General features: G+C 50.9%; 22 protein-coding genes. 6 read left to right on the top strand and 16 right to left on the bottom strand.

Going from position 1 to position 22,330, the window contains the following annotated elements; all coding sequences use genetic code 11:
- Positions 1-56: 56 nt before the first annotated feature.
- Positions 57-1,223, top strand: coding sequence for a benzoate/H(+) symporter BenE family transporter (locus ICA20_RS12515; protein ID WP_038640751.1), 1,167 nt, complete (start codon positions 57-59; stop codon positions 1,221-1,223).
- Here ICA20_RS12515 and ICA20_RS12510 read toward each other — a convergent pair.
- A complete protein-coding gene (locus tag ICA20_RS12510) occupies positions 1,206-2,075 on the bottom strand; it encodes a helix-turn-helix domain-containing protein (RefSeq protein WP_038640753.1) in 870 nt (289 codons plus the stop codon). The genes ICA20_RS12515 and ICA20_RS12510 overlap by 18 nt on opposite strands.
- A gap of 183 nt (positions 2,076-2,258) precedes the next feature.
- On the opposite strand from ICA20_RS12510, the gene ICA20_RS12505 reads away from it, so the two are divergent.
- Positions 2,259-3,167 carry a DMT family transporter gene (locus ICA20_RS12505; RefSeq protein ID WP_038640755.1) on the top strand — a complete coding sequence of 303 codons (909 nt, stop codon included), beginning with the start codon at positions 2,259-2,261 and terminating at the stop codon, positions 3,165-3,167.
- A gap of 37 nt (positions 3,168-3,204) precedes the next feature.
- Here the strand turns inward: ICA20_RS12505 and ICA20_RS12500 are convergent, their stop codons facing one another.
- From ICA20_RS12500 to tehA, 3 genes are all read right to left on the bottom strand, one after another.
- On the bottom strand, positions 3,205-3,879 hold the full coding sequence (locus ICA20_RS12500) for a DUF3313 domain-containing protein (protein WP_038640757.1): 675 nt from the start codon (positions 3,877-3,879) through the stop codon (positions 3,205-3,207).
- A gap of 155 nt (positions 3,880-4,034) precedes the next feature.
- On the bottom strand, positions 4,035-4,631 hold the full coding sequence (tehB, locus tag ICA20_RS12495) for a tellurite resistance methyltransferase TehB (protein WP_038640759.1): 597 nt from the start codon (positions 4,629-4,631) through the stop codon (positions 4,035-4,037).
- Positions 4,631-5,632, bottom strand: coding sequence for a dicarboxylate transporter/tellurite-resistance protein TehA (tehA, locus tag ICA20_RS12490; protein ID WP_038640761.1), 1,002 nt, complete (start codon positions 5,630-5,632; stop codon positions 4,631-4,633). Before tehA ends, tehB begins: the two co-directional genes overlap by 1 nt.
- Before the next feature lie 113 nt (positions 5,633-5,745).
- Here tehA and ydcK point away from each other — a divergent pair, with 113 nt between their 5' ends.
- Positions 5,746-6,726 carry a YdcK family protein gene (ydcK, locus tag ICA20_RS12485; RefSeq protein WP_038640762.1) on the top strand — a complete coding sequence of 327 codons (981 nt, stop codon included), beginning with the start codon at positions 5,746-5,748 and terminating at the stop codon, positions 6,724-6,726.
- Here ydcK and rimL read toward each other — a convergent pair.
- The 5 genes from rimL to ICA20_RS12460 form a co-directional block, all read right to left on the bottom strand.
- A complete protein-coding gene (gene rimL, locus ICA20_RS12480; protein WP_038640764.1) occupies positions 6,718-7,263 on the bottom strand; it encodes a 50S ribosomal protein L7/L12-serine acetyltransferase in 546 nt (181 codons plus the stop codon). The two genes, ydcK and rimL, sit on opposite strands and share 9 nt — an antisense overlap.
- A 100-nt stretch (positions 7,264-7,363) precedes the next feature.
- Positions 7,364-7,588 carry a YdcH family protein gene (locus ICA20_RS12475; protein ID WP_038640766.1) on the bottom strand — a complete coding sequence of 75 codons (225 nt, stop codon included), beginning with the start codon at positions 7,586-7,588 and terminating at the stop codon, positions 7,364-7,366.
- Positions 7,589-7,754: 166 nt separating this feature from the next.
- Positions 7,755-9,410 (bottom strand): glucan biosynthesis protein, encoded by a 1,656-nt coding sequence (locus ICA20_RS12470; protein WP_038640767.1) that lies wholly within the window; start codon positions 9,408-9,410, stop codon positions 7,755-7,757.
- A gap of 193 nt (positions 9,411-9,603) precedes the next feature.
- Positions 9,604-10,947 carry a VOC family protein gene (locus ICA20_RS12465; protein WP_038640769.1) on the bottom strand — a complete coding sequence of 448 codons (1,344 nt, stop codon included), beginning with the start codon at positions 10,945-10,947 and terminating at the stop codon, positions 9,604-9,606.
- Positions 10,948-11,068: 121 nt separating this feature from the next.
- On the bottom strand, positions 11,069-11,971 hold the full coding sequence (locus tag ICA20_RS12460; RefSeq protein ID WP_038640771.1) for a manganese-dependent inorganic pyrophosphatase: 903 nt from the start codon (positions 11,969-11,971) through the stop codon (positions 11,069-11,071).
- Positions 11,972-12,201: 230 nt separating this feature from the next.
- Here ICA20_RS12460 and ICA20_RS12455 point away from each other — a divergent pair, with 230 nt between their 5' ends.
- On the top strand, positions 12,202-13,125 hold the full coding sequence (locus ICA20_RS12455; protein ID WP_038640774.1) for a LysR substrate-binding domain-containing protein: 924 nt from the start codon (positions 12,202-12,204) through the stop codon (positions 13,123-13,125).
- Between the two features lie 39 nt (positions 13,126-13,164).
- Here the strand turns inward: ICA20_RS12455 and ICA20_RS12450 are convergent, their stop codons facing one another.
- The 4 genes from ICA20_RS12450 to ICA20_RS12435 form a co-directional block, all read right to left on the bottom strand.
- The gene (locus ICA20_RS12450; RefSeq protein WP_038640777.1) at positions 13,165-14,853 is read right to left on the bottom strand and encodes a methyl-accepting chemotaxis protein; all 1,689 of its coding nucleotides are present in this window, start codon (positions 14,851-14,853) and stop codon (positions 13,165-13,167) included.
- 169 nt (positions 14,854-15,022) lie between these two features.
- Entirely contained in the window at positions 15,023-16,141 is a 1,119-nt protein-coding gene (locus ICA20_RS12445; RefSeq protein ID WP_038640779.1) for an S-(hydroxymethyl)glutathione dehydrogenase/class III alcohol dehydrogenase, read from the bottom strand.
- A 32-nt stretch (positions 16,142-16,173) separates the two neighbouring features.
- Positions 16,174-16,449 (bottom strand): metal/formaldehyde-sensitive transcriptional repressor, encoded by a 276-nt coding sequence (locus ICA20_RS12440; protein ID WP_003833178.1) that lies wholly within the window; start codon positions 16,447-16,449, stop codon positions 16,174-16,176.
- A gap of 341 nt (positions 16,450-16,790) precedes the next feature.
- Positions 16,791-16,985, bottom strand: a complete 195-nt coding sequence (locus tag ICA20_RS12435) for a hypothetical protein (RefSeq protein WP_051594518.1) — start codon at positions 16,983-16,985, stop codon at positions 16,791-16,793.
- Between the two features lie 326 nt (positions 16,986-17,311).
- Here ICA20_RS12435 and ICA20_RS12430 point away from each other — a divergent pair, with 326 nt between their 5' ends.
- Positions 17,312-17,527 (top strand): hypothetical protein, encoded by a 216-nt coding sequence (locus tag ICA20_RS12430; RefSeq protein ID WP_038640782.1) that lies wholly within the window; start codon positions 17,312-17,314, stop codon positions 17,525-17,527.
- A 4-nt stretch (positions 17,528-17,531) separates the two neighbouring features.
- Here ICA20_RS12430 and ICA20_RS12425 read toward each other — a convergent pair whose 3' ends face one another.
- From ICA20_RS12425 to ICA20_RS12415, 3 genes are all read right to left on the bottom strand, one after another.
- Entirely contained in the window at positions 17,532-18,182 is a 651-nt protein-coding gene (locus ICA20_RS12425; protein ID WP_038640785.1) for a hypothetical protein, read from the bottom strand.
- A 657-nt stretch (positions 18,183-18,839) separates the two neighbouring features.
- Positions 18,840-20,033 (bottom strand): MFS transporter, encoded by a 1,194-nt coding sequence (locus ICA20_RS12420; RefSeq protein WP_038640787.1) that lies wholly within the window; start codon positions 20,031-20,033, stop codon positions 18,840-18,842.
- An 88-nt stretch (positions 20,034-20,121) separates the two neighbouring features.
- A complete protein-coding gene (locus ICA20_RS12415) occupies positions 20,122-21,258 on the bottom strand; it encodes an alpha/beta hydrolase (protein ID WP_071888134.1) in 1,137 nt (378 codons plus the stop codon).
- Positions 21,259-21,433: 175 nt separating this feature from the next.
- Between ICA20_RS12415 and ICA20_RS12410 the strand changes: the two genes are divergently transcribed.
- The gene (locus ICA20_RS12410) at positions 21,434-22,318 is read left to right on the top strand and encodes a LysR family transcriptional regulator (protein ID WP_038640791.1); all 885 of its coding nucleotides are present in this window, start codon (positions 21,434-21,436) and stop codon (positions 22,316-22,318) included.
- Positions 22,319-22,330: the final 12 nt, after the last annotated feature.

Genomic DNA, 22,330 nt, shown 5'->3' with positions numbered 1-22,330 from the left:
ACGTTATAACGCACAGTGCTACAGTGACTGACCGTTATAACGCACACGGAGTTGCTATGCGCACATTTTCAATCCCTCTGCCTACCGTGCTATCAGGTTTTGTCGCGGTGCTGGTCGGTTATGCCAGTTCGGCAGCCATTATCTGGCAAGCGGCGCTGGCCGCAGGTGCGACGACAGGGCAAATTGCGGGTTGGATGACCGCGCTGGGAATAGCGATGGGCGTTAGTACGCTGGCGCTGACATTATGGTATCGCGCCCCTGTTCTCACTGCATGGTCAACGCCCGGCGCCGCACTGCTGGTTACGGGCCTGCAAGGGGTAACGATTCAGAACGCGATCGGCATTTTCATCGTGGCTAACGCCTTAATTGTGCTGTGCGGCGTAACCGGACTCTTTGCCCGACTGATGAAAATAATCCCCCACTCGCTGGCGTCAGCCATGCTGGCCGGGATCCTGCTACGCTTTGGCCTGCAGGCGTTCAGTAGCCTTAATAGTGAGCTTATCTTATGCGGTAGCATGCTGGTGGCATGGTTAGCGTTTAAAGTGATTGCCCCTCGGTATGCGACAATCGCCGCGATGCTGATAGGTATAATCATCGCGCTGATAAAAGGTGACATTGTCACTAATGAGGTAAGTTTATCTCCAGTGTTACCTGAGTTTATCGCCCCGCATTTCTCATTTGCCCACAGCATTAGCATCGCCCTCCCGCTGTTTCTGGTCACCATGGCCTCGCAAAATGCTCCCGGTATCGCCACCATGAAGGCGTCAGGCTATGCGTTACCCGTTTCACCGTTGATTGTCTTTACCGGTCTGCTGGCGCTGCTGTTTTCCCCTTTTGGCGTCTATTCCATTTGCATTGCCGCCATAACCGCGGCAATTTGCCAAAGTCCCGAAGCGCATCCTGATGCAAAGCGACGTTGGCTTGCCGCGGCGGCGGCGGGTGTCTTCTATCTTTTGGCAGGGGTTTTTGGCGGTTCGGTCACCGGACTGATGGCGGCCTTGCCCGTAAGCTGGATCCAAATGCTGGCGGGCCTGGCGCTGCTTGGCACGATTAGCGGCAGCTTATACCAGGCATTACATCATGAATCCGAGCGTGATGCGGCTATCATTACTTTTCTGGTCACTGCCAGTGGCCTGACGCTATGGGGGGTTGGGTCGGCATTTTGGGGGCTGATCGCCGGAGGTATGTGCTACGCGGTGTTTGCTTTATTTCGCCGTACGTAACTGCGTTGGCGTTTTACCCGTCACCTGCTTAAACCGGTTGCTGAAATGGCTCGCTGAACTGAACCCGCAAGCCATCGCAATATCCGACAAACTGCGGGAAGAATGACAGACCAGATGCCGGGCTAATACCATGCGTCGTTGCATAACGTACTGATGCGGCGCCATATTCATTGACTGGCGAAACATTCTGGCAAAATGGAACTCACTCAGCGCCGCCTCACTTGCCAAATCGCTCAGGGTAATGGGGTACGCCAGATGCGCTTCTATGTAGGCCAGTACGTTGCGCAATGTGGCAGGCGCAAGTCCCCCGGTGACAACGGGCAACTGCCATTGGACGTTGCTGTAATGCTGGATCAGATGCGTGAGCAGTAGCGAAGACGCGGCGCTGAGCGTGAGATGGTTGGCCGGTTGTTGCCAGTCATTCCCGAGTAAAAACTGACGATAAACCGCTGTTATCCCCGGATCGCTGCCAAACGTATGCTCATCCAGCGTGAAGCTATAAGGGCTTTTGTCCCAGACTTTTTCACCCACTTCGCGCAAATGGCCGTCCGTACAATAGAGATGCACAAAGGAAAGATCGTCGCGGATATCCCAACTGGATTCGCTATCTTTCGGCATCAGGCAAAAACGGTCCGGCCCACCGCCATTCTTCCAGCCGCCGGCCGTCTTGTGGTAACTCTCGTAACCATCGGCGATGTATAAGCTGAGGGTATGGTGATCGCAATACTGGGTAATGGTATCACGCTTATTTGACCAGGCCGCCAGTTGGATCCCTGAATGTAACGCAACCGACTCGTGCAGCACGGCATTGTGTTTGCGTAAGTTTTCAAAGGCACCGTAGGGCTGAGACATACCATCACATTCAAAATAAGTTAGCAGGCTTTCAGTCTATATCAGCTACATATTGTTAACAGCTCCTTTTCACATTTGCGCGAAAAAAAGCGCAAGATTTTGCAAGTCCACCGCAATCTGATGAAAGCCCCCTGCTACCCAACGTGACACAGTGTGCGCCTGAAGACCAAAAGAGAGAGTTGTATGAACGCACTATTGTACTGCCTGGTGGTGGTGATTTGGGGGACGACATGGATTGCCATTTATCTGCAACAAGGACCGGTTTCAGCGCCGGTTTCTATCTTTTGGCGCTTTGCCGTTGCCAGCTCGGTAATGATAATAATCCTGTTGGTTAGTGGTAAATTACGCAAACTATCTGGTCGTGACCATCTGTTTTGTCTGTTACAAGGCGGATGCGTTTTTTGCTTTAACTTTTGGTGTTTTTATACGGCTGCGGCGTGGATTAACACGGGCCTTGAATCGGTGATTTTCTCGATGGCCGTCCTGTTCAATGCGGTCAATAGTTTTCTGTTTTTCGGCCAAAAACCGCCGGTACGCTTTTATATTGCCGCCGGTCTCGGTCTGACCGGCATTGTCACCCTGTTCTGGCAGGACTTGCTCACCAGTGGGTTCAACCATTCACTGCTGCTGGGCATCGGCTTAAGCGCTCTGGGAACCTTTGGTTTTTCATTGGGCAACATGATAAGTCTGCGCCATCAGAAAAAAGGGCTGGAAGTATTGACCACCAATAGCTGGGCCATGTTGTACGGTACATTGCTGATCGCCGCTATTGCGCTGGTGCGTGGCGATGACTTCACTCCGCAGTGGACTTTCAGCTATCTTAGCGCACTGCTGTACCTGGCTATTTTTGGTTCGGTGATTGCCTTTGGCGCCTATTTCACACTGGTCGGTCGCATTGGTCCCAGTAAGGCCGCATACAGTACGCTGCTTTTTCCTCTGGTCGCACTGACGCTGTCAACATTGTATGAAGGGTATATCTGGCAGGTAAATGCGATTGTGGGATTAGTATTGATTTTGCTGGGGAACCTGGTGATGTTTGCCCGACCAGAAGCGCTGATGGGTAAGCTCGTATATCGTCGCCGGACGGCATAAAAAAACGCACCATCTAAGGATGGTGCGTTCATCATTATTATTGTGTTTTTTTGTTCACGTCAAACATGGAAGCATCCGTCGCCATGTCATCAACAACTTTCTTCAACGTTTCGAACGCCATCGGCGTGCTTTCGTTGTTCAGATCTTTACCTTCACCCTTACGTACAACCTTAACAACCGGTTTATTGGTCGCCGCATCAATCAACTCACCCTCAAAATAGAGGTTGGTATCCATGGTACGGTGGCCCGTTGCCATTTGCGTTCCCGCAACCAGCAGCGCAACCGGGATCACTTCGTAGAACTGCAGCCCTTCTTTACTGGTCGCTACACCGGTAATTGCCCCGCGGAAAATCAGGCTACGTGGCCCAGGGGTAGTCACCAGGGGTTTACGTTTACTGATTGCGGATTTCAACTGTGTATTGGTGTAGGTCAGTAGTTGATCAAGCACCTTCTGCCCTACCTGCGTAGTAGGTTTAGGAACCGGATAATACGTTACCGGGTTATATACAATGTTGTCATATTTGGATTCGTTGTAGTTCGGGTCAACCCAACGGAGTACCGTTTGTCCGGTTGCCGATTTCGTTTCCTTCAGATCAGAGTAATTTTTTAAAAACCCAGAATATTTATCCGGTTCGGTCACTTTTGACGCACAGCCGGATAATGCCAACAAGCCAGTAAGCACTGCAACTTTAAATAAAGTATGAGTACGCATGAAACGATCCCTTTAGTTTTCGCAATGATGCGTAAAAAGAATAGCAAAACAGATTCATTTTGGATGCACTAAAAATGGTAAGGACCGCACAATTTTATCTTTGCGCTCAACATAAAAAATGCTGAACGCAGAGAGAGTTAACCCACACAGGAGCTTCAGGCAGTTTTGCGTGCCAGCATAGTGGCAAAGCGCAGTTTAATGCGATTACCATTTTCATCCGTACGATGAAGTTCACCCACGTCTTCGTTGTATTTCAGCAGATCCCACCCGCTGTAATAGTTGCGTAATTCACCCGTTTTAAACGCAAACGGAAAACCAACAGTGCACGGGAAATCATCAGTGTCCATTGCCGCAACGATTAAATTATATCCGCCTGGCTTCGTGCAGCGCTGCATATTATCTATCAGTCCCGGGATAGTTTTAGCCTCAAGGAACATCAGCACAACGGTAGAAAGAATAAAATCATATTCGCCATCAAAGCGTAAGGCGTTAAGATCCGCGACTTGCGCATGCAGGTTGGTCAGTCCTTCCGCCGCTTTAATACGTTCAAGGTTCGCTATGCTCATGGGGTTTTTATCCCATGCGGTAACGTCATAGCCGTTTGCCGCAAGGTACAGGCTGTTACGACCATTACCGCAGCCCAGATCTAATGTTTTACCTGGCGCGACCACTTTTGCCGCTTCAACAACATCGGAATGCGTACGGGTTAAATCGTATTTCTCAGTAAAGTAGTTTTCGTCGCAATGAGTCATCATTTATCCTCAGATTTCAGTAGTGCAGCACGTTCTGTGCGGATAAGCAGCTTTCCCTGCATCAGAAAAGCAAGCGTACGTATCAGTAATAATGCAATGATAAAATTGGTAAAAATAAACAGTGGGATAGACAGCGTATGAAAAAATCCTGATTCGCTGCCGTGTCCGAGATGCAGGCCCGTCGTCGCCAGGGCCGACACGCCAAACGAGAAGCTCCAGAACGAGGCATTAAATGGTTGCGACAGGTACCATGGCATGAGACGTAGCATAAACAGAAGTTGCAGCAGACCATAGCCGAACAGCATTTTGGCTAACGTATCCCCCTCACCGCCGTTGACGCTAAGCCAGGCGCTGCAAGCGACCAGCGCGGGCGCCAGTTGAATGCCAAGCGAAGTCCGTAAGACCGCTGGCAGTTCCCCGCAGCTACGTAAACGTTGCAGGATCACCGGTTCCAGGCTGAGCCAGGAAAATACGCCTGCCCCCAAAAACACCATTCCGGCATCATTGAAACCAAGCGCACCACAAGCCATTGCGCTGATAAAGTTATTGGCGACGGTCGGCAGATACAGACCCGGCGTGGTGGCTTCCTCCGGATGCGCTCCACGCCATAACCCTGCCGTTTGCCAGGCCGCGTACGCCAGCTGTATCACCACGCCAATGCTGAATAACCCGATCGCCAGCGGTCGATACCAGGGAACAAAACCAATTGCTACCAGCATGGTTGTGGCCGGAAACAGACTGACAAAGCTACTCATCACCGGGTGACGAATTTCAGCCAGTACGCTGTGCGGGAAGTGCAGCAAGCGATACATAAAAGCCAGCGTCAGCAGCCCCCAAATGGCCATGGCGAGAATCACTAAACCGTCGCCAATCCAGTGGCTCACCGGCCAAATCTGGCTGGCATAGCGCCAGGCGAATCCCATCCCGATTGTCCCCAGTACCATGCCAAAATAACCGGCGGGAAGATTGAGGACCCGTTCATTCTGTTTGCTCTTACTCATTTTGTTTATTTTTTAAAGTATATTTGAAATGCATTTTATGGAATTTCAGCCGGTTTAGCCAGTGCGGAAAACTTTGCTACGTTTAACTAAGGTGCGCAACATGGAAATAAGCAATGACCAAATATCGACTCAGCGATGAGCTTCGCTCCTTTAGTTACCAGGATAATGGCAATAAAAAAAGCGTATTACTACGCCAAATCATTGCGCTCATTGATTTTAATGATGTTACCGCCGGTACGCCTGGCGGCTGGATTGATGACGAAAGCGTCTTGTCGCAAAGCGGTGATTGCTGGATTTACGATGAAAATGCGCTCGCATTTTCCGGCGCATCGATAACCGGAAACGCCCGGGTTACTCAGGCAAGCGTAGTCAGAGATGGCGCGCAAATAGGCGATGCCGTGTGGATTGACCGGGCAGAAATCAGCCATTACGCACAAATACGTGACAACGTCACGATACAGGATTCGGTTATTCGCGGCGAGTGCCTTCTCTGGGGTAATGCACGCGTTGTATGTGGATCCGAAATCATTGCCGCCAGGGGACTCACTGTTGAAAACGACCAGTTGCTGCAGATTTACGATCGGGCGACCATCAGCAACTCACGCGTAGTGCATCAGGCGCAGATCTATGGCGATGCGAAAATCAACTACGCCTTTATTGAACATCGGGCGGAAGTTTTTGATTTTGCCCAGGTGGAAGGTAATGAAGAGAATAATGTCTGGATTTGCGATTGCGCCAAAGTCTACGGGCATGCGCGCGTTATCGCCGGAACCGATGAAGATGCTATTCCTACCCTGCGCTACAGCTCACAGGTGGCAGAACACGCGGTAGTCGAGGGTAATTGCGTGCTGAAGCACCATGTGTTGGTCGGAGGACATGCTACATTACGCGGCGGACCAATCCAGCTTGACGATCACATCCTGGTTGAAGGTGACGCTTGCGTTCTTGGAGAAGTGTTGGTCGAGAATCACATTGAGATAACCGGCCAGGCGCACATTGAAGCATTTGATGGCGATGCTATTCATCTGCGCGGGCCGAAGGTGATCAATGGTGAGCAGCGCATTACGCGCACACCTATCGCAGGCTTATTCTGAGGGACCATCAATGATGCGGGCATAGAGATTCACATCATAGTAATCGCCATTGAGGAACTCTGCTTGTCGTAAACATCCTTCCAGTTGGAAGCCATTGCGCAATGCCACCCGGTTGCTCTCAACGTTTTCTACGCGGCATTTAATCACAAAGCGGCGAATTTCCTGGCGCTGCGCATAATGATGAATCAATGCCTGTAGCGCCAGGGACATAATGCCCTTACCCTGATGAGCTTCATCCAGCCAGTAACCAATATAGGCCGCTTTGTTCAGCGGCTCTATCTGGTTAAACGCGATGACGCCCACCACATTCTGTTGTGCAAAAATCAGGAACATTTTGGCGTAGCCGCGCTGGTGCAACATCATATTTCCCTGCACGTTTTTGCGCGTGTCGTCCTCGGATTCGACAAACTGCGGCCAGTTCAGCGACTGCTGGAGCCAGGTTTTATTTTTCAGCACCAACTGATGCAGAGGGGTGACGTGTTGTTCTTCGACGGCACGCAGTTCCAGCGAATCATTAATGGTTATCACTTCTGGCATTTTCTTTCCGTTACGATCGTTAAGCAGCTAATTCTGCTCATCATAAAACAGGAAGGGCTTCCCTGTTGGAAGCCCTTTTACACAGCAAGCGCTGTTTTACTTAGCTCTCACCGACACTCTCTTTTTGCAAAATTTTGAGCAGATCTTCCTTCAGGTGGAGTTTCTGTTTCTTAAGGCGAACAATGTCCAAACTATACCCCCGACCATCCGCACCTTCCAGTCTGGAGATCTCATGATCAAGGCTGTTGTGTTTTTCGAATAAGGACAGAAAGCGAGGGTTCTCGGTTTTCAGTCGGGAAATAAGGTCTCTGTATTCTGGAAACATACTTTCTCCCTGTTAGTGGACAAGAACGTGTATAAGAAATACACAGCTCCAGAGTACCCATTTCCCATACAGAAAAATGCGAACAGGATCGAGTAAATAGCGTACAGACTATTTTCAGAAAGATTGCAGATACGGCTCCCCCTCAGGAGAGCCGTAAAAGGAGTGATTAACGCATCTCACGGTCGTCAACGTACTGACGTTTATCCGGCGCTGGCGGGAAGTACTGATACAGCCAGGTTTCGCTGATGGCGTCGCCCTGGCAACGCAGGAACATACGCATATCTACCGGGTCGGTTGAGTCAGACGTCGGATACCAGTCAAACTGGATACGGTAGCCGTCGATAGGCTCCACGTAGAGGATCTCAATCTGTTTTGCTTCACCGCTGGAGAGCGTTATCACCGGCTCAATGCCTTTCGGCGCAGCGGCTTTCAGATCGCCACCGACGAAGTCAACGGCAAAACGACGCGCCCATTTCTCCGGGTAGTGCTCGCCCGGCGCCCATCCTTCCGGGAAGCCGCCCATGCCTGTACGGGTCGCCATCACGCGAGCCAACGGCGAACGTACCGGCGGCTGAGCGCTCCAGTACAGACGATATTTAAATTCCAGCTCATCGCCAGCTTTAATCGACTTTTCCGGCTGCCAGAAGCAGACGACGTTATCCAGCGTTTCGCCAGTCGTCGGGATCTCCATCAGGCCGATGGTCCCCTTGCCCCACTGGTTACGCGGTTCGACCCACAGGCTCGGACGCTTGTTATACCAGCCCATGATGTCCTGGTAATGAGAGAAGTCGCGATCGAGCTGCAGTAAACCAAACCCTTTCGGGTTGTTATCGGTATAGGCATTGAACTGCAGTTTTTGCGGGTTATTCAGCGGACGGCAGATCCACTCGCCGTTGCCCCGCCACATCGCCAGACGATCGGAGTCATGAATCTGCGGGTGAATGGTGTCGCACATCCGGCGTTCATTGTTGCCACAGCTGAACATGCTGGTCATCGGCGCAATGCCGAGTTGCTTGATGTCTTTACGCGCGTAGATATGGTTTTGTACATCCATGATCACCTGCGTTTTCTCGCAGTGGATCACGAACTTAAAGGCACCTGTTACGCTTGGGCTATCGAGTAGCGCATACACGGTAAAGGAGGTCGCGCCCGGTTTAACCGTTTCGAACCAGAAAGCGGTGAAATCAGGAAACTCTTCTTTGCTGTCGGTATAGGTATCTACCGCCAGACCACGCGCCGATAAACCGTACTGGTAGGTGTCATCCACTGCGCGGAAGTAGCTGGCGCCGAGGAAAGAAACCACATCACGACGAGCCAGTTCTGGCGCTTTAAATACGCGGAAACCCGCGAACCCGAGGTCGGTTTGCCCTTCCAGTTGTTTGGTATCCACACCCGCGTCGTTGTATTTAAACAACTCCGGACGGAAGTGGATTTCACGCGCCATATGCGTACTGTCATCGACCGAGAACATGCGAACCCGGCGGCGGAATCCCATTCCCACATGGAAGAACTGCGCATCAAGCTGACGATTTTCAACATTGTTCCACAGAGACTGCTCTGCGTCATATTGAATGCTGTTGTAGGCCTGCGGCGTCAATTTCGCCAGCGTGTCGGGTAACGCACGCGGCTCGCCGCCCCAGGGTTTCTGTGCTAAGTCGTGGGCCATCGATTGCAGAACGGAAAAATCAAAACGTACGGTTTTTCCGTCTGCAATGTCAGACTCTGCCGCAAAGGCGGCGCGGGAAAAGAGTGATGCAATACCACTGGTTCCGCACACGGCGGCCATTGCCATTGAACCTTTAATAAATCGTCTGCGATTCATGCCTGAAAGTGAGTCCTTCTGGTCGTGTAAATGGTCCCGCGCCGGTCAAAATCTGCGGCAAGAGAGTGCACATTTCTGACCGCTCACTCTAGACAAAATTCATTAATAATCCAATTGTTGGTCGCCGATTATCTGTACAAAATCGAAAATATTTTATGTCGATGGGAACAGACTGAATCCCGTGTAAATTCTGTTAAAGTAAACCACACCGCCGTTTACTTCGCTCTTCAGCCTCCTGATACAGCATAAATTCGTCATATACCTTGCAACCCAGTGCCTCTTCAAACGCGTCGCGACTGGAATTCCCATGGCTGCGAGCCTGAGTTTCATTACCCAGATTTGACTGGAAAATCCCCGCAGCGCTAACCGGTAAGAAATCTTCGTAGGTGATAGGTTGCGCAACCAGCCAGCCGCGCTCAATGAGCGGTTGCGGATCGTCATCCGGGCGAATGGCCTGGCGATGCGCTTCACCTGACGGCGTCAGTCGATAACGAAACCAGGCAAGTCCCTGTTGGCGCAGCAGAAACTCGCTATCCGGGAATGTCTTGAATACCTCCTGAAGATGCAGCTGGTGCGTCAGATTGTCTTTTCCCGTTCCCGCTTTATTCAACAGTTCGTCATACAAGGCTCTGCCTTTCGGCGTGAGCGCTACGCCGCGCTGTTCAATCTCACCAAAACGCGCCGTGTGAGTGCCGCGCATTTCACCGGCAAACAGCACCGGTTCTTCCAGCGCTTTGAAACTGGTCTGGCGTAATAAAATCGGCACCTCGCGGCGCGGCGGCCCTTCAATCAATATTTTCGGCTCTATGCCGCATTCCGGCATCATGGACTGTACCCGGTCAATATCCAGCGTGCGCGGCGTCAGATGGTTGATGTGACAACCTGGGAAACACACCACATCGGCAATCAGCCGGTGTTCGTTGTGTAATGCGTGATAGGTCGCTTCATCTACCGTGGCGTGCTGATGCCAGCGAAAGGTTTCCAGTGCTTCATGGACAAACTCCTGCGCCTGCTCAGGCGTAAAACTGCCCTGCGCATCAAACTCATCCAGCAGTTCATGACAACGACGAGTGAAAATGTCGCGTTTTGCAAGGATCTCCGCAGCCTTTTGCCGCAGCGCTACGTTCTCGATTAATTCGAGCCGTAATAACGAGGTGAATACCCGAAACGGGTTGCGCGAAAGCGATGCATCGTCGATGGGCCGAAAAGCCGTGGAATGTACAGGGACGCCGGCCTGAGAGAGGTCGTAGTAACTCACCGGATACATGCCCATAATGGCAAACATCCGGCGCAGCGTAGCAAGCTCCTGCGCAGTGCCCACCCGGATGGCGCCGTGGCGCTCAACGTTTAGCCGGGCCAGTTCATCCGCATTAGCCAGTTTTTCATGCAGCGTCGGATTATTTTCCAGTACCGCCAGATTCACATCAGCGACAAGTTCCAGCAACGTGCCATACTGCGGGACTTCCTGCTGGTACATTGCTGACATTGCCTGCGAAAATTGTTCCCGAATCTCATCTGCCGTGATGGTGTTCGCCATAATGTCATGCCTCCAGTGAATATTACCTGGAGTGTAGAGAACGCTGCAAAGTCCGGTGGGAAGAATTTACAAAGTGTGACCCCGCGTAAGTTTCCCACCCCATACAGACGGCGAACCGAACCTACTGGCGTGGTTTTAAATGACTTTCCAGCCAGGGGAGCATCTGTTTTTTACGGCTGAGCATACCTTCCACCTTGCAGGGCTGCGGGATGTCAGAAAGCTCAGAACCGGCAAACCACAGACTGGTGTCGCCCAGATTAATATCGGTGAGCATGAGCACAACCAGTGCGGCATTCTTTTCCTGCGCATAGCGCGTCATTTCCTGGCGTAATTCATCCAGCACTGTATCAACCTGTTGCAGCGCGTACAGTTCAAGCTGCGCCACAAAGACCTGATGCCCCTGGATAGTGAAGGTTTTAATGTCTTTCTGCAGGAGTTCGCGGGCGCTCATCCCTTCCACGCTCGTTTTGGCAGACAGCAGGTCGCGACTGAAGGCGTCCAGGTCTACACCGGCCTTTTGAACCAGCGCATCGACCGCCAAACGATCATCAACGGTGGTCGTGGGTGAACGAAGCGTGACAGTGTCACTCAGCACGGCGCCCAGCAACAAAACGGCCTCCGCGGGAGATAACTGGCTACGCTCATCTTCCGACATCAGTTGCCATAACAGCGTCGCGCTACTGCCGACAGGCTTCACCCACACTTCTGGCGGCAGACGGGTGACTAATCCACCGAGTCGGTGGTGATCGATAATCCCCACGACGTTACTGTCTGCCAGCGATTGCGGTCCTTGGGCAGGTTCGGTGAAATCAACCAACCAGACGTCACGATCGGTCAACTCAAACGTCAGCCGTTCAGGAAGTGCCAGCCCCGCTTGCGCAAAGATAAACTGCGTTTCGCGGTTAGGTTCACCCAGACGCCATGCCGTGGCCTGCTGACCGCGTAAGGTAAGCCAACGCGCCGTCATTGCGGCAGAGCAAATGGCATCGCTATCGGGATTAAGGTGTCCTACTACATGTATCATTAATCAGTGCCTTGTGAGAGAAAGGGTGCAAAAGCAAACAATATTCAAAGTATAACGACAGGGTGCATTCCCTTCCATGATCCCACCACCCTGCCTGGCTGTACAAAACACGAGCAAAATAAATAAGTTGTAAGTAAAACATGATAAATGTTAATAATATTTTGCTATCAAGTTATCAAAAACGAACAACTTCACTTGTCACCGACACGGCTCTGTTTTTAACATCGCTTATGGAAAAAAATGTTCTGTTCAATCAGCGCATTCGCTTGCGCCACCTGCATACTTTTGTCGCCGTTGCACAACAGGGAACGTTGGGGCGCGCGGCTGAAACCCTTAATCTGAGCCAGCCGGCCCTCTCCAAAACACTGAATGAACTGGAGCAACTGACCGGTACCCGGCTCTTTGAACGCGGTCGCCTTGGCGCGCAGTTAACATTGCCCGGCGAGCAGTTTCTTACCCACGCGGTGAGAGTACTGGACGCACTCAATACTGCCGGACAGGCGTTAAACCAGCGCGAGGAGTCGCAGACTGACGTCGTACGGATTGGGGCCTTACCCACCGCTGCGCTGGGTATTCTTCCGGCGGTAATCGGTCCGTTCCATAAGCAGCAAATGGAGACGACGCTGCAAGTTGCCACCATGAGTAATCCCATGATTCTGGCCGGTTTAAAATCGGGAGAAATCGATCTCGGTATCGGTCGGATGGCCGATCCGGAATTAATGGTCGGTCTGAATTACGAGCTGTTGTTTCTTGAGTCGCTCAAACTGGTAGTGCGGCCTAACCACCCGTTGTTGCAGGAAACCATCACGCTGAGTCGGGTGATGGAATGGCCCGTTGTGGTGTCACCAAAAGGAACCGCTCCTCGTCAGCACGCGGAGACACTGCTGCAAAGCCAGGGTTGCAAAATGCCGCCGGGCTGCATCGAAACGCTGTCAGCATCGCTTTCCCGCCAGCTGACGGTTGACTACGACTATGTATGGTTTGTGCCGTCAGGCGCGGTCCGGGAAGATTTACGTCAGGCGACGTTGGTATCATTGCCGATTCCCACCCACGGGGCGGGTGAACCTATTGGCATTCTTACCCGTGTAGACGTGCAGCTTTCCTCTGCCGCGCAAATCCTCATTGGCGCGATACGCAAAACCATACCGTTTTGATACCAAAAATTAAGGGACCATCTGGTCCCTTATAACGTGTTAAAACGTTTCCCAGTTATCATCACTGACCGTTGCTGCCTGCAGACTTGAATGGCCCGATATTTTGGTACCAGCAGCGCGCTTTATTGCGCTTCCCCCATTTAAGCGAAATGTACCGACGGCTTCAGTTAAACGTGCCGCCTGTTCTTCCAGCGATGCCGCTGCGGCCGACGCCTCTTCAACCAGAGAGGCGTTTTGCTGCGTCACCTTATCCATCTCCGAAATCGCCTGGCTCACCTGCACAATGCCCCGGCTCTGCTCATCAGAGGCCGCCGCAATTTCCAGCATGATATCGGTCACGCGTTTTACCGCATCGACAATATCCGTCATGGTATTACCCGCCGCGACCACTTCATCGGAGCCCTGGTCAATGAGTCGTACCGATTCGCTAATCAAACCCTCAATCTCTTTTGCCGCCTGCGCGCTTCGGCTCGCCAGCGTGCGTACCTCACTGGCGACCACGGCAAACCCGCGTCCCTGCTCTCCCGCCCGCGCCGCTTCTACCGCCGCGTTCAACGCCAGGATATTCGTCTGGAAAGCAATGCTGTTTATAACGGCTGTGATTTCAGAGATTTTCTTCGAACTACCTGAGATATTGCCCATGGTTTTCACCACGCCAGAAACCATCTGACCGCCACGACTCGCCTTGCCGGAAGCGTCTTCCGCCAGCTTGCTCGCATGGTGCGCGTTGTCAGCGTTTTGCTTCACCGTAGCCGTTAGCTCTTCCATACTGGCCGCCGTTTCTTCAATCGCCGCGGCCTGTTGCTCTGTACGTGAGGACAAATCGGTATTCCCTGCAGAAATCTCACTGGTACCGCGATAAATTTCCTCTGCCCCCTGGCGCACCGTGCCCACGGTTTTCACCAGCGAATGCTGCATAGTTTGCAGATGACGACTCAGGCGACCAATTTCACTGCGCCCGGTCGGTTCCTCCGGCATGGTCAGGTCGCCTGCCGAAATTTGCTCGATGCGCAGGGCTGCACGTAACAGAGGATGGATAACGGTGCGGCGCAGAACGATAAACGTCATCACGGTGAGCACCAACGCGAGGGCAAATGCGCCGAGCATAAACGCCATACCAAGTTGTGTACGTTGGTGCGCCTGCTCACTAAGGTAATTCGCCCTGGCAGTACGAATCTCAATGGCTTTCAGCAGCACCTTGTTGTAAGCGGAATCCAGCGGTCTGGCCTGTTCATTTTCATGGTTGATAATCGCTTCAAACATGCCGTTTTTAGCGTATTTCAGCATCGGCTGTAAACCGTCGGTATAGGCTTTGAAACTGGCGCTTAATTCGGCGTCTAACGCTTCATCAGCAGACGTTTTCACCGTACGCGCCATATAAGCATTGAAGCCGTCCTGCGATTGCTTAATCCGTTTTTCTGCCTCGGCGATATTGGCCTTCATGTCATCCATTTCGGCAATACGGCTCGCCGCGCCGGCATGGATCATGTTGATACGTGCGGTGCGTAAGTGGTTAGAGCTGTTAGATAACCCCATCCTGACCTGAATCTCATCGGTCACGTCGCGCTGATCGCGATCGGCCTGCATAAGAAAATAGCTTGCCAGCCCTGAACTTAAGGCGAACAACAGAAGGATGCCACCGAGAATGGAGGAAAACAGCGGAACCAGTCGGATTTGATGCAGAAATCCCAGTTTATGCTGGGCCTGCATCGATGTTGTGTTGTCCATGACCGTCGACTCTCTTGTAGGGTTTATGCGTGAAAACACGCCCGTTAGATAGTCATCGGCAATCCGTGAGGTTTACTTACCGTAAAAAGCGACGGATTCGTCACACTTTCACAACATAATTCTAAAAAATTCAGGAAAGTGCCAGCGGATAAATCCGCTGGCCAATGAATCAGTTATCGCCAAAGTGGATAACGGTACGGATGGACTTACCCTGATGCATTAAATCGAATGCTTCGTTAATCTGCTCCAGCGGTAAGCGATGGGTGATAAATGGATCCAACTGGATTTTTCCGCTCATCGCTTCTTCGACCATTCCCGGGAGTTGAGTGCGCCCTTTCACGCCGCCAAACGCCGAACCGCGCCAGACTCGCCCGGTAACCAGTTGGAACGGACGCGTTTTGATTTCTTGTCCGGCGCCTGCCACGCCGATGATGATGCTCTCGCCCCACCCTTTATGGCAGCATTCCAGCGCCGCACGCATTACGTTAACGTTGCCGATACATTCAAAGCTGAAGTCCACACCGCCATCGGTAAGCTCAACAATCACATCCTGAATCGGTTTATCGTAATCATTCGGGTTGATGAAATCCGTTGCCCCCATTTCACCCGCCAGTTTGAATTTCTCCGGGTTGGTATCAACGGCCAGAATACGTCCGGCTTTCGCCTGCACCGCGCCCTGAATCACCGCCAGGCCGATGCCGCCAAGACCAAATACGGCCACGGTATCGCCTTCTTTCACTTTCGCGGTGTTATGTACTGCCCCGATCCCGGTAGTGACGCCACAGCCCAGCAGGCACACTTTGTCCAGCGGAGCCTGCGGGTTAACCTTCGCCAGTGAAATCTCCGCGCAAACGGTATATTCACTGAAGGTACTGGTGCCCATATAGTGATAAATCGGCTCGCCGTTATAGGAGAAGCGAGTCGTGCCATCCGGCATCAACCCCTTGCCCTGGGTGGCGCGTACAGCCTGACACAGGTTGGTTTTCCCTGATTTACAGAACTTACACTCACCGCATTCTGCCGTGTACAGGGGGATGACATGGTCGCCCGCTTTCAGGCTGGTGACGCCTTCACCCACTTCAACCACAATACCGCCGCCTTCATGGCCAAGCACCGCCGGGAACACCCCTTCCGGATCGTCGCCTGAGAGCGTAAAAGCGTCAGTATGACACACGCCAGTGTGGGTAATTTTAACCAGAACTTCACCTTTCTTAGGCGGTGCGACGTCGATTTCGACAATTTTTAGCGGTTGGCCGGGGCCAAATGCAACTGCTGCACGTGATTTCATTGGTCTCTTCCCATTATTGCGAGGTGATGGTGTTATTTTAGATAAGCGCGAAGAAGATGGCCGATTTCAGCCATACGCACGGCTCGCTGGTCTGGCGTTGTCTCGCCGCTGACCAGTTCGTCTTTCAGGTGGATCTCAACCATTTCGCCCATCAGGCCATTGGATGCGCCGCGTACAGCGGCAATTTGTTGCAGGATCGCAAGGCACGGTTCGCCGGACTCCAGCGCCCGCTCAAGCGCGTCAACCTGACCGCGAATACGGCGAACACGGGTGAGGATACGTTTTTTATCTTCAGGTGAATGTGGCATACGCCCTCCAGATACTATAGGGGGGTATACTATCAGAATTTTTATGTGATTGTAAAATATAAGAATTATTAAATATCAGTGAGTTAGTAAGAATAGATAGTGGGCATATGGGGACATATGAGGTCTTTTCGATGCTCCCATTCATGCCCCCAAGTGCGTTTTCGCTCCCAAATCTGCCCCCCAAAAACCGATGATTATGATGAGACTTTTTGAGCGAAAAACGCCCACTGATCCCAGGGGGCGGTTATGTAAGATTGGACCATCCATTTACTCGTCTTCACTGCTCCAGAACCCGTAAACGGGGTATCATCCATCCTGAGCGTTAGCCAACACCGCTGCATTCAGTGCAACGTCAGCCAGTAACGAGCCGTCTGCTGAGTTGGTTGAACACAGGTACCGCCAGCAGAATTAATACAGTCGCCGTCTTTCGCGGTTACGCTGGTACCGGGAGCAATAGCAACATGTTTTACGGTGGTGCCGTTGGCGGTGGTTGCCTCGGAATAATGAGAACAGGCAGACAGCGCGCACAGCGCCATGCCCGCAGATAACTGCGAGTAGAGTTTTTTTCATGGGGATTACCTCATTCAGAGTTTTATGCTACGTAGAAAACTATTTATCCCGAAAAACGGCCCATTACTCAGATGCAAAATCAGCACTCACCGGGAGGATTTAACGACGCAGCGACAGTGAGAAGTTACCGATTGAGTTTGTGGAAAATATATGCAGATGACCAGAGAATTACCAGACTGTTAAATTCAATAATTTAGACTAAATGAACTTGTTACATCTAATTATTTACTCATCAGTTTCGATTAAGTACACTGCCAAACGAAAATGTAGGCAACCAATAAGGTATCAGTAAATGAAAAAAACATTCTCTTTCTTAATCTGGTTTGGAATCGCTTTATCGGCGCTCCTAGCCATAACATCAGCATTATCAAATATAATACTAATGTTTAGTGCTTTTCCTGATTCTATCGGGGACAAGTATGCTTATATGTTTATATTAGGGCGCTGGACATTTACGGCAGCAATGATTCTTATTTGCTGGCTACTGTATCGCCTGACAAAAAAATGATGAACTACAATCCTTTGAAAAAATACTCTACCGCCTGATTGAACAAATCAGGATTTTCTTTTGATAGTTTGGTTGCTTTCTCGAATGGCTCAACCCGCTCCTGAACAGCAAAATAGAGAAGATCTAAATCTCCAAGGTCCTTTAGCTTTCGGCAAACTTCATAGTTTGATATTTTTAGAAATCTCGAAGCATGAACTGCCCTCGATACTCCCCCACCAATCATTAGCAATGTGCTGACCGACATACTAAAAGCAATAGACACGGTGATCCGAGAAGAGATTAAGGCGCCAATTTTTAAACCAGTAAGCTCGCCGAAAGTATAACTACCCAATGTAGAAGCTACTGTGTCTTTTGCTACCTTTGTTACGATATCTGGCAAATTAACGTGTTGCATGAAATCATCAATGAATACATTAACCGCTTTTGCTACAAAATAAATATCTCTCGTTGATGTTGCCCGCTTCACTAGTCCGGCAAGCCGAATATTATCATCCATATTCTCCCGTCTTTCATCGGTATGGATAAAATCAGATGCGAGATAATACAAGTCTACAGGAAAGTGAATCAGGCCTTTAATGTATGCAACCAGCATCCCTTCATTTTCTAAATCCAAAGCTGAGAGCATTTCTTTTGCCAAATCCTTTGCGTTTTCCATACCTTAAGATCCATGTGGTATTATTTTAATACACAATCATAACGGCCAACTTATGAATATTCCATAATTATAATGTTCCAGACTGTCCATTTTAAGAATAACGCTCACCAAAAATAAAATGCCAGGCAGGTACCGAGCAGTTCCGCTGTTGGTCGCGGATCACCATCTTCATTTTCAGGCTGATTTACGCGCTAACCGGATGCCTCCTGGAACTCAGTGATGCCTTACGCCCCCTTTCCCTCACTACGTCGCCGTGGGAACCCGACCGTATGAATGCCGTCGTCGCTATGCCATCGTTGCTACTTCATTTCCCCACCTCGGGCATAAAAAAGCCCAACACGGCATGAGAAGTGTTGGGCAAAGTCTGTATGAGGCGCTGATGTTTTTCAGTCGCTTATTCTCCCATCTATCCAGAGGGATTGAATGCGGGTTAAATAATAACCACAGTAATCACGGTAGACTACAAAATAAGCAGTCCATTATAGGAGGATTAAAAGCAAAAAGACGCGTCACACTTTCGCATGCTGGGCATTATCTGCTGGTGCCAACCCGTCATGGTTACGTTTTCCGGGAACACATTTTATCCTGGTCTGCTGCATCGCATCTAAGGCTTTCGACCCAATGTCACAGTAGAGAGCGCTTAGACAAAAGTGATTACTAGTATGTCTTACTATTTTGCCTCGACGTGAGAAACGTTATCGTCAACGCACTAAGAAGTAATATAGCGCTGAGTCCAAAAGAACTTTGCCATCCCAGACGGTCGAACATTAGCCCCCCAGCCGTTGAACCAAGCGCAATCGAAAGCTGGATAACGGCGACCATCAGACCACCGCCCGCCTCAGCATCCTCGGGCAGTGTCCGCGCCAGCCATGTCCACCACCCCGTTGGCGCAGCAGTAGCGAGCATTCCCCACAGGCTTAATAGCACAGTAACAGCCCAGGCACAGTGCCCGACCAGGAGTAACATTCCGGCAATGATAGCCATCAGTAATGGTATAACCATGAGTGTTTGATAAAATCTGGCGTTCAGGAATGTCGTCACTATAAGCGTACCAGCCAACCCCGCGATGCCAATTGCGAGCAAAATCAAAGATAGACCAGAAGCATTCACCCTGGTCACCGTCTCCAGAAACGGACGGACGTAGGTAAATAATGCAAACTGCCCCATAAAGAAGAGTCCGCAGGCCAGCAGACCGGTTGAGACGATGGAGGCACGAAACAGATGAAGTACCGACCCACGCGGCTTGTGCACCGTATCCTTTTTCATTTCGGGCAAACTGATGCTTTGCCAGATGAACGCGATTATCGCAAGAGGCACAAGGCATAAAAAAGCCCCACGCCAGCCGACGGTTGCCCCCAGGTAACTGCCCAGCGGGGCTGCCACGACGGTTGCCAGCGCATTCCCGCCATTAAAAATAGCCAGCGCCCGGGGAACCTGGTGCTGCGGTACCAACCGTATTGCCGTTGCTGCCGACAATGACCAAAAGCCGCCAATGACAATACCAATTGTGGCTCTTCCCAACATATAAAGCGGATAACTGGGAGCTAATCCGATCATTATCGCCGACACAGCCATTAAAATGGTCAACCCCAGCAGAAGATATTTACGATTCAGATCCCCGGCAACATGTGAAATGGTCAGGCTGGTTAGTACTGCCAGCACGCCGGAAATCGCTATTCCCTGACCAGCCAGTCCCTCTGAAACGTGCAAATCTCTGGCAATCGGCGTCAATAAACTGACCGGCATAAATTCTGAGGCAATAAGAATAAAGACGCAGAGCGTCATGGCAAATACGCCGCCCCAGTGTGCGTGCGTTTTATTACACAAGGTATTATGGCTCAGTGTGGACATTATTATTTTCTCTGTATATTGCCGAGGCAAAACAAGGGCAAAGCCACCTGCCAAACAGGTAGCTTTGTTAAGTTTTCCGGCCAGGAATTTATCTTAAGGAGGTTTTGAAAAACTGCTCAAATTTGCTGAATGGTATTTTACCGGCCACATTGTCATATAAATCAACATGGTTAGCCCCCGGAACAACCACCAGCTCTTTATCTTTACTGCCAACGGCCTTAAAAGCGTCTTCGGCAAAATAACGTGAGTGCGCTTTTTCACCCGTTACGATCAGCACAGGAACAGTAATTTCATTGGCGTAGCTTAGCAGCGGCATATTCATAAACGACAGGGGCATTGTTGCGTTCCATGCGCCTGTTGAATTGACAGAACGCACATGGAAACCACGTGGCATCCGGTAATAATCGTAAAACTCTTTCAGTACCGGATGCGGATTCGCAGGTAAGGTTTCCGGCAGAATACGATCCCCTGCACTGACATTACCTTTTTCGTCAACATTAATGTCATGTCCACCCGGGGCAAATGTGCCCTTTTCCGCATCTTTCCAGCGCTGCGCATTCAGATACTGCAATACCGCGTGGCGGTCTGCGGAGGTATACCGGTCTTTGCCATCACCGACGCCATGGCCCATTGCGCGACTCATGTCATACATTACGCTGGTCGCAACGGCCTTAACACGTGTATCCATTGCTGCGTCATTTAACGCCATCCCGCCCCAACCGCAGATACCAAGTAAGCCGATGCGATTGCGATCCACTTCTTTTTGTAGGCCAAGGAAATCAACCGCCGCGCTGAAATCCTCGGTGTTGATATCAGGAGAGGCAACATTACGTGGAATACCGCCGCTTTCGCCGGTATATGAAGGATCGAAGGCCAGCGTCACAAAACCCTGTTCAGCCAGCGTCTGCGCGTACAGTCCACTGGACTGCTCTTTTACAGCGCCAAAAGGACCGCTAACCGCAATTGCCGCCAGTTTGCGTTCGCCTCGATCTTTTGGAATATAGAGATCTCCAACTAACGTGATCCCATAGCGGTTCTGAAAAGTTACCTTGCGATGATTGACTTTCGTACTCTCGGCGAAGGTTTTATCCCATTTTTCGACCATCGAAACGGGCGCGTTTGGGTTGGTTGTATCAGCATAACTCATCGTTGTGACTCCATTTAATGATGCGCATAGCAGCATGGCAGGTAGGGTGGTCGACAGTTTTCTGGTGAAAGCTTTCATCACTTGTTCCCCTAAAAATAGGTTGTGGGTACAGGTCTTATACGGACAACATTGCTGTGCCTGGTTGCAATGCGCTCATTATAGGTAGCAGTATTCGTTCTGATTAGAGGGTGTAAAATGCTAGAATTAATATCATATTGTTATAAATGGCGGCATGTCAGGCGAGGACTGAAGAATGGCAAAACGGGAAAACTATAACGATCTCTACCTGTTTATGCAGGTAGTGCGGGAAGGCAGTTTTACCGCGGCCGCACAACGACTTGGGTTGGCGCAATCAGGCATCAGCCGTTCAGTGCGTGAGCTGGAGCAGCGTCTGGGGGTTCAGTTGCTGGCCCGTACTACGCGTAAATTGTCGTTGACGCATGCCGGCGAACAGCTCTACCGAACTGTAGAATCGGGGTTCGATGCTTTGAATTCAGGGCTTTCCACTCTGGCGTACTATCGTAATACTCCCTCAGGTACGGTACGTATCAATGCCAGCCAGCACGCCATTGATAAAGTACTCCTGCCGAAGCTGGCGGTATTTAAACAACGCTACCCCGATATCCGACTTGAACTTATTAGCGAAAGTCGGTTCGTCGATATTATTGCTGAACGATTTGATGCGGGCGTCCGCCTGGGTTCAGAAGTAGGTAGTGGCATGGTCGCGGTGCGCATTTCACCCGATATGGAGATGGCGGTAGTTGGCACGCCGGAGCATTTTCGTCGCTACGGCTTTCCCCAAACACCAGCGGATTTAGTGATCCACCCCTGCATCGCATATCAGTTTGGTGATGGAAGCCTGTATGCCTGGGAGCTCAACGATGGTGGTAAAAAAATCACCCACCGGCCGCAGGGACAGTGGGCCTTTGCTGACAGTTACATGGAAGCAAAAGCAGCCAGACTGGGCCTGGGCCTGGGTTATGTCCCCGAAGAGTTGATTGCCGATGATTTAGAACGAGGCACGCTTATCCGGGTTCTGCAACGTTACAGTCAGCGTCTGGATGGTTCATTTCTGTATTACCCGCACCGTAACGTATCACCTGCCCTGCGAGCCGTCATCGATACATTAAAAATTTGAATCAGCAGATAT

The sequence above is a fragment of the Citrobacter sp. C5_2 genome, from assembly GCF_014596845.2.
In the GTDB taxonomy this organism is placed as follows: domain Bacteria; phylum Pseudomonadota; class Gammaproteobacteria; order Enterobacterales; family Enterobacteriaceae; genus Citrobacter; species Citrobacter werkmanii.
The sequence above is the reverse complement of the archived record's forward strand: the minus strand, read 5'-3'. Positions and strand labels throughout refer to the sequence as shown.

Bases quoted from the DNA above. Each gene is read 5' to 3' on its own strand.
- ICA20_RS12515 (WP_038640751.1), top strand. From the start codon at position 57: ATGCGCACATTTTCAATCCCTCTGCCTACCGTGCTATCAGGTTTTGTC.
- ICA20_RS12510 (WP_038640753.1), bottom strand. From the start codon at position 2,075: ATGTCTCAGCCCTACGGTGCCTTTGAAAACTTACGCAAACACAATGCC.
- ICA20_RS12505 (WP_038640755.1), top strand. From the start codon at position 2,259: ATGAACGCACTATTGTACTGCCTGGTGGTGGTGATTTGGGGGACGACA.
- ICA20_RS12500 (WP_038640757.1), bottom strand. From the start codon at position 3,879: ATGCGTACTCATACTTTATTTAAAGTTGCAGTGCTTACTGGCTTGTTG.
- tehB (WP_038640759.1), bottom strand. From the start codon at position 4,631: ATGACTCATTGCGACGAAAACTACTTTACTGAGAAATACGATTTAACC.
- tehA (WP_038640761.1), bottom strand. From the start codon at position 5,632: ATGAGTAAGAGCAAACAGAATGAACGGGTCCTCAATCTTCCCGCCGGT.
- ydcK (WP_038640762.1), top strand. From the start codon at position 5,746: ATGACCAAATATCGACTCAGCGATGAGCTTCGCTCCTTTAGTTACCAG.
- rimL (WP_038640764.1), bottom strand. From the start codon at position 7,263: ATGCCAGAAGTGATAACCATTAATGATTCGCTGGAACTGCGTGCCGTC.
- ICA20_RS12475 (WP_038640766.1), bottom strand. From the start codon at position 7,588: ATGTTTCCAGAATACAGAGACCTTATTTCCCGACTGAAAACCGAGAAC.
- ICA20_RS12470 (WP_038640767.1), bottom strand. From the start codon at position 9,410: ATGAATCGCAGACGATTTATTAAAGGTTCAATGGCAATGGCCGCCGTG.
- ICA20_RS12465 (WP_038640769.1), bottom strand. From the start codon at position 10,947: ATGGCGAACACCATCACGGCAGATGAGATTCGGGAACAATTTTCGCAG.
- ICA20_RS12460 (WP_038640771.1), bottom strand. From the start codon at position 11,971: ATGATACATGTAGTAGGACACCTTAATCCCGATAGCGATGCCATTTGC.
- ICA20_RS12455 (WP_038640774.1), top strand. From the start codon at position 12,202: ATGGAAAAAAATGTTCTGTTCAATCAGCGCATTCGCTTGCGCCACCTG.
- ICA20_RS12450 (WP_038640777.1), bottom strand. From the start codon at position 14,853: ATGGACAACACAACATCGATGCAGGCCCAGCATAAACTGGGATTTCTG.
- ICA20_RS12445 (WP_038640779.1), bottom strand. From the start codon at position 16,141: ATGAAATCACGTGCAGCAGTTGCATTTGGCCCCGGCCAACCGCTAAAA.
- ICA20_RS12440 (WP_003833178.1), bottom strand. From the start codon at position 16,449: ATGCCACATTCACCTGAAGATAAAAAACGTATCCTCACCCGTGTTCGC.
- ICA20_RS12435 (WP_051594518.1), bottom strand. From the start codon at position 16,985: ATGGCGCTGTGCGCGCTGTCTGCCTGTTCTCATTATTCCGAGGCAACC.
- ICA20_RS12430 (WP_038640782.1), top strand. From the start codon at position 17,312: ATGAAAAAAACATTCTCTTTCTTAATCTGGTTTGGAATCGCTTTATCG.
- ICA20_RS12425 (WP_038640785.1), bottom strand. From the start codon at position 18,182: ATGGAAAACGCAAAGGATTTGGCAAAAGAAATGCTCTCAGCTTTGGAT.
- ICA20_RS12420 (WP_038640787.1), bottom strand. From the start codon at position 20,033: ATGTCCACACTGAGCCATAATACCTTGTGTAATAAAACGCACGCACAC.
- ICA20_RS12415 (WP_071888134.1), bottom strand. From the start codon at position 21,258: ATGAAAGCTTTCACCAGAAAACTGTCGACCACCCTACCTGCCATGCTG.
- ICA20_RS12410 (WP_038640791.1), top strand. From the start codon at position 21,434: ATGGCAAAACGGGAAAACTATAACGATCTCTACCTGTTTATGCAGGTA.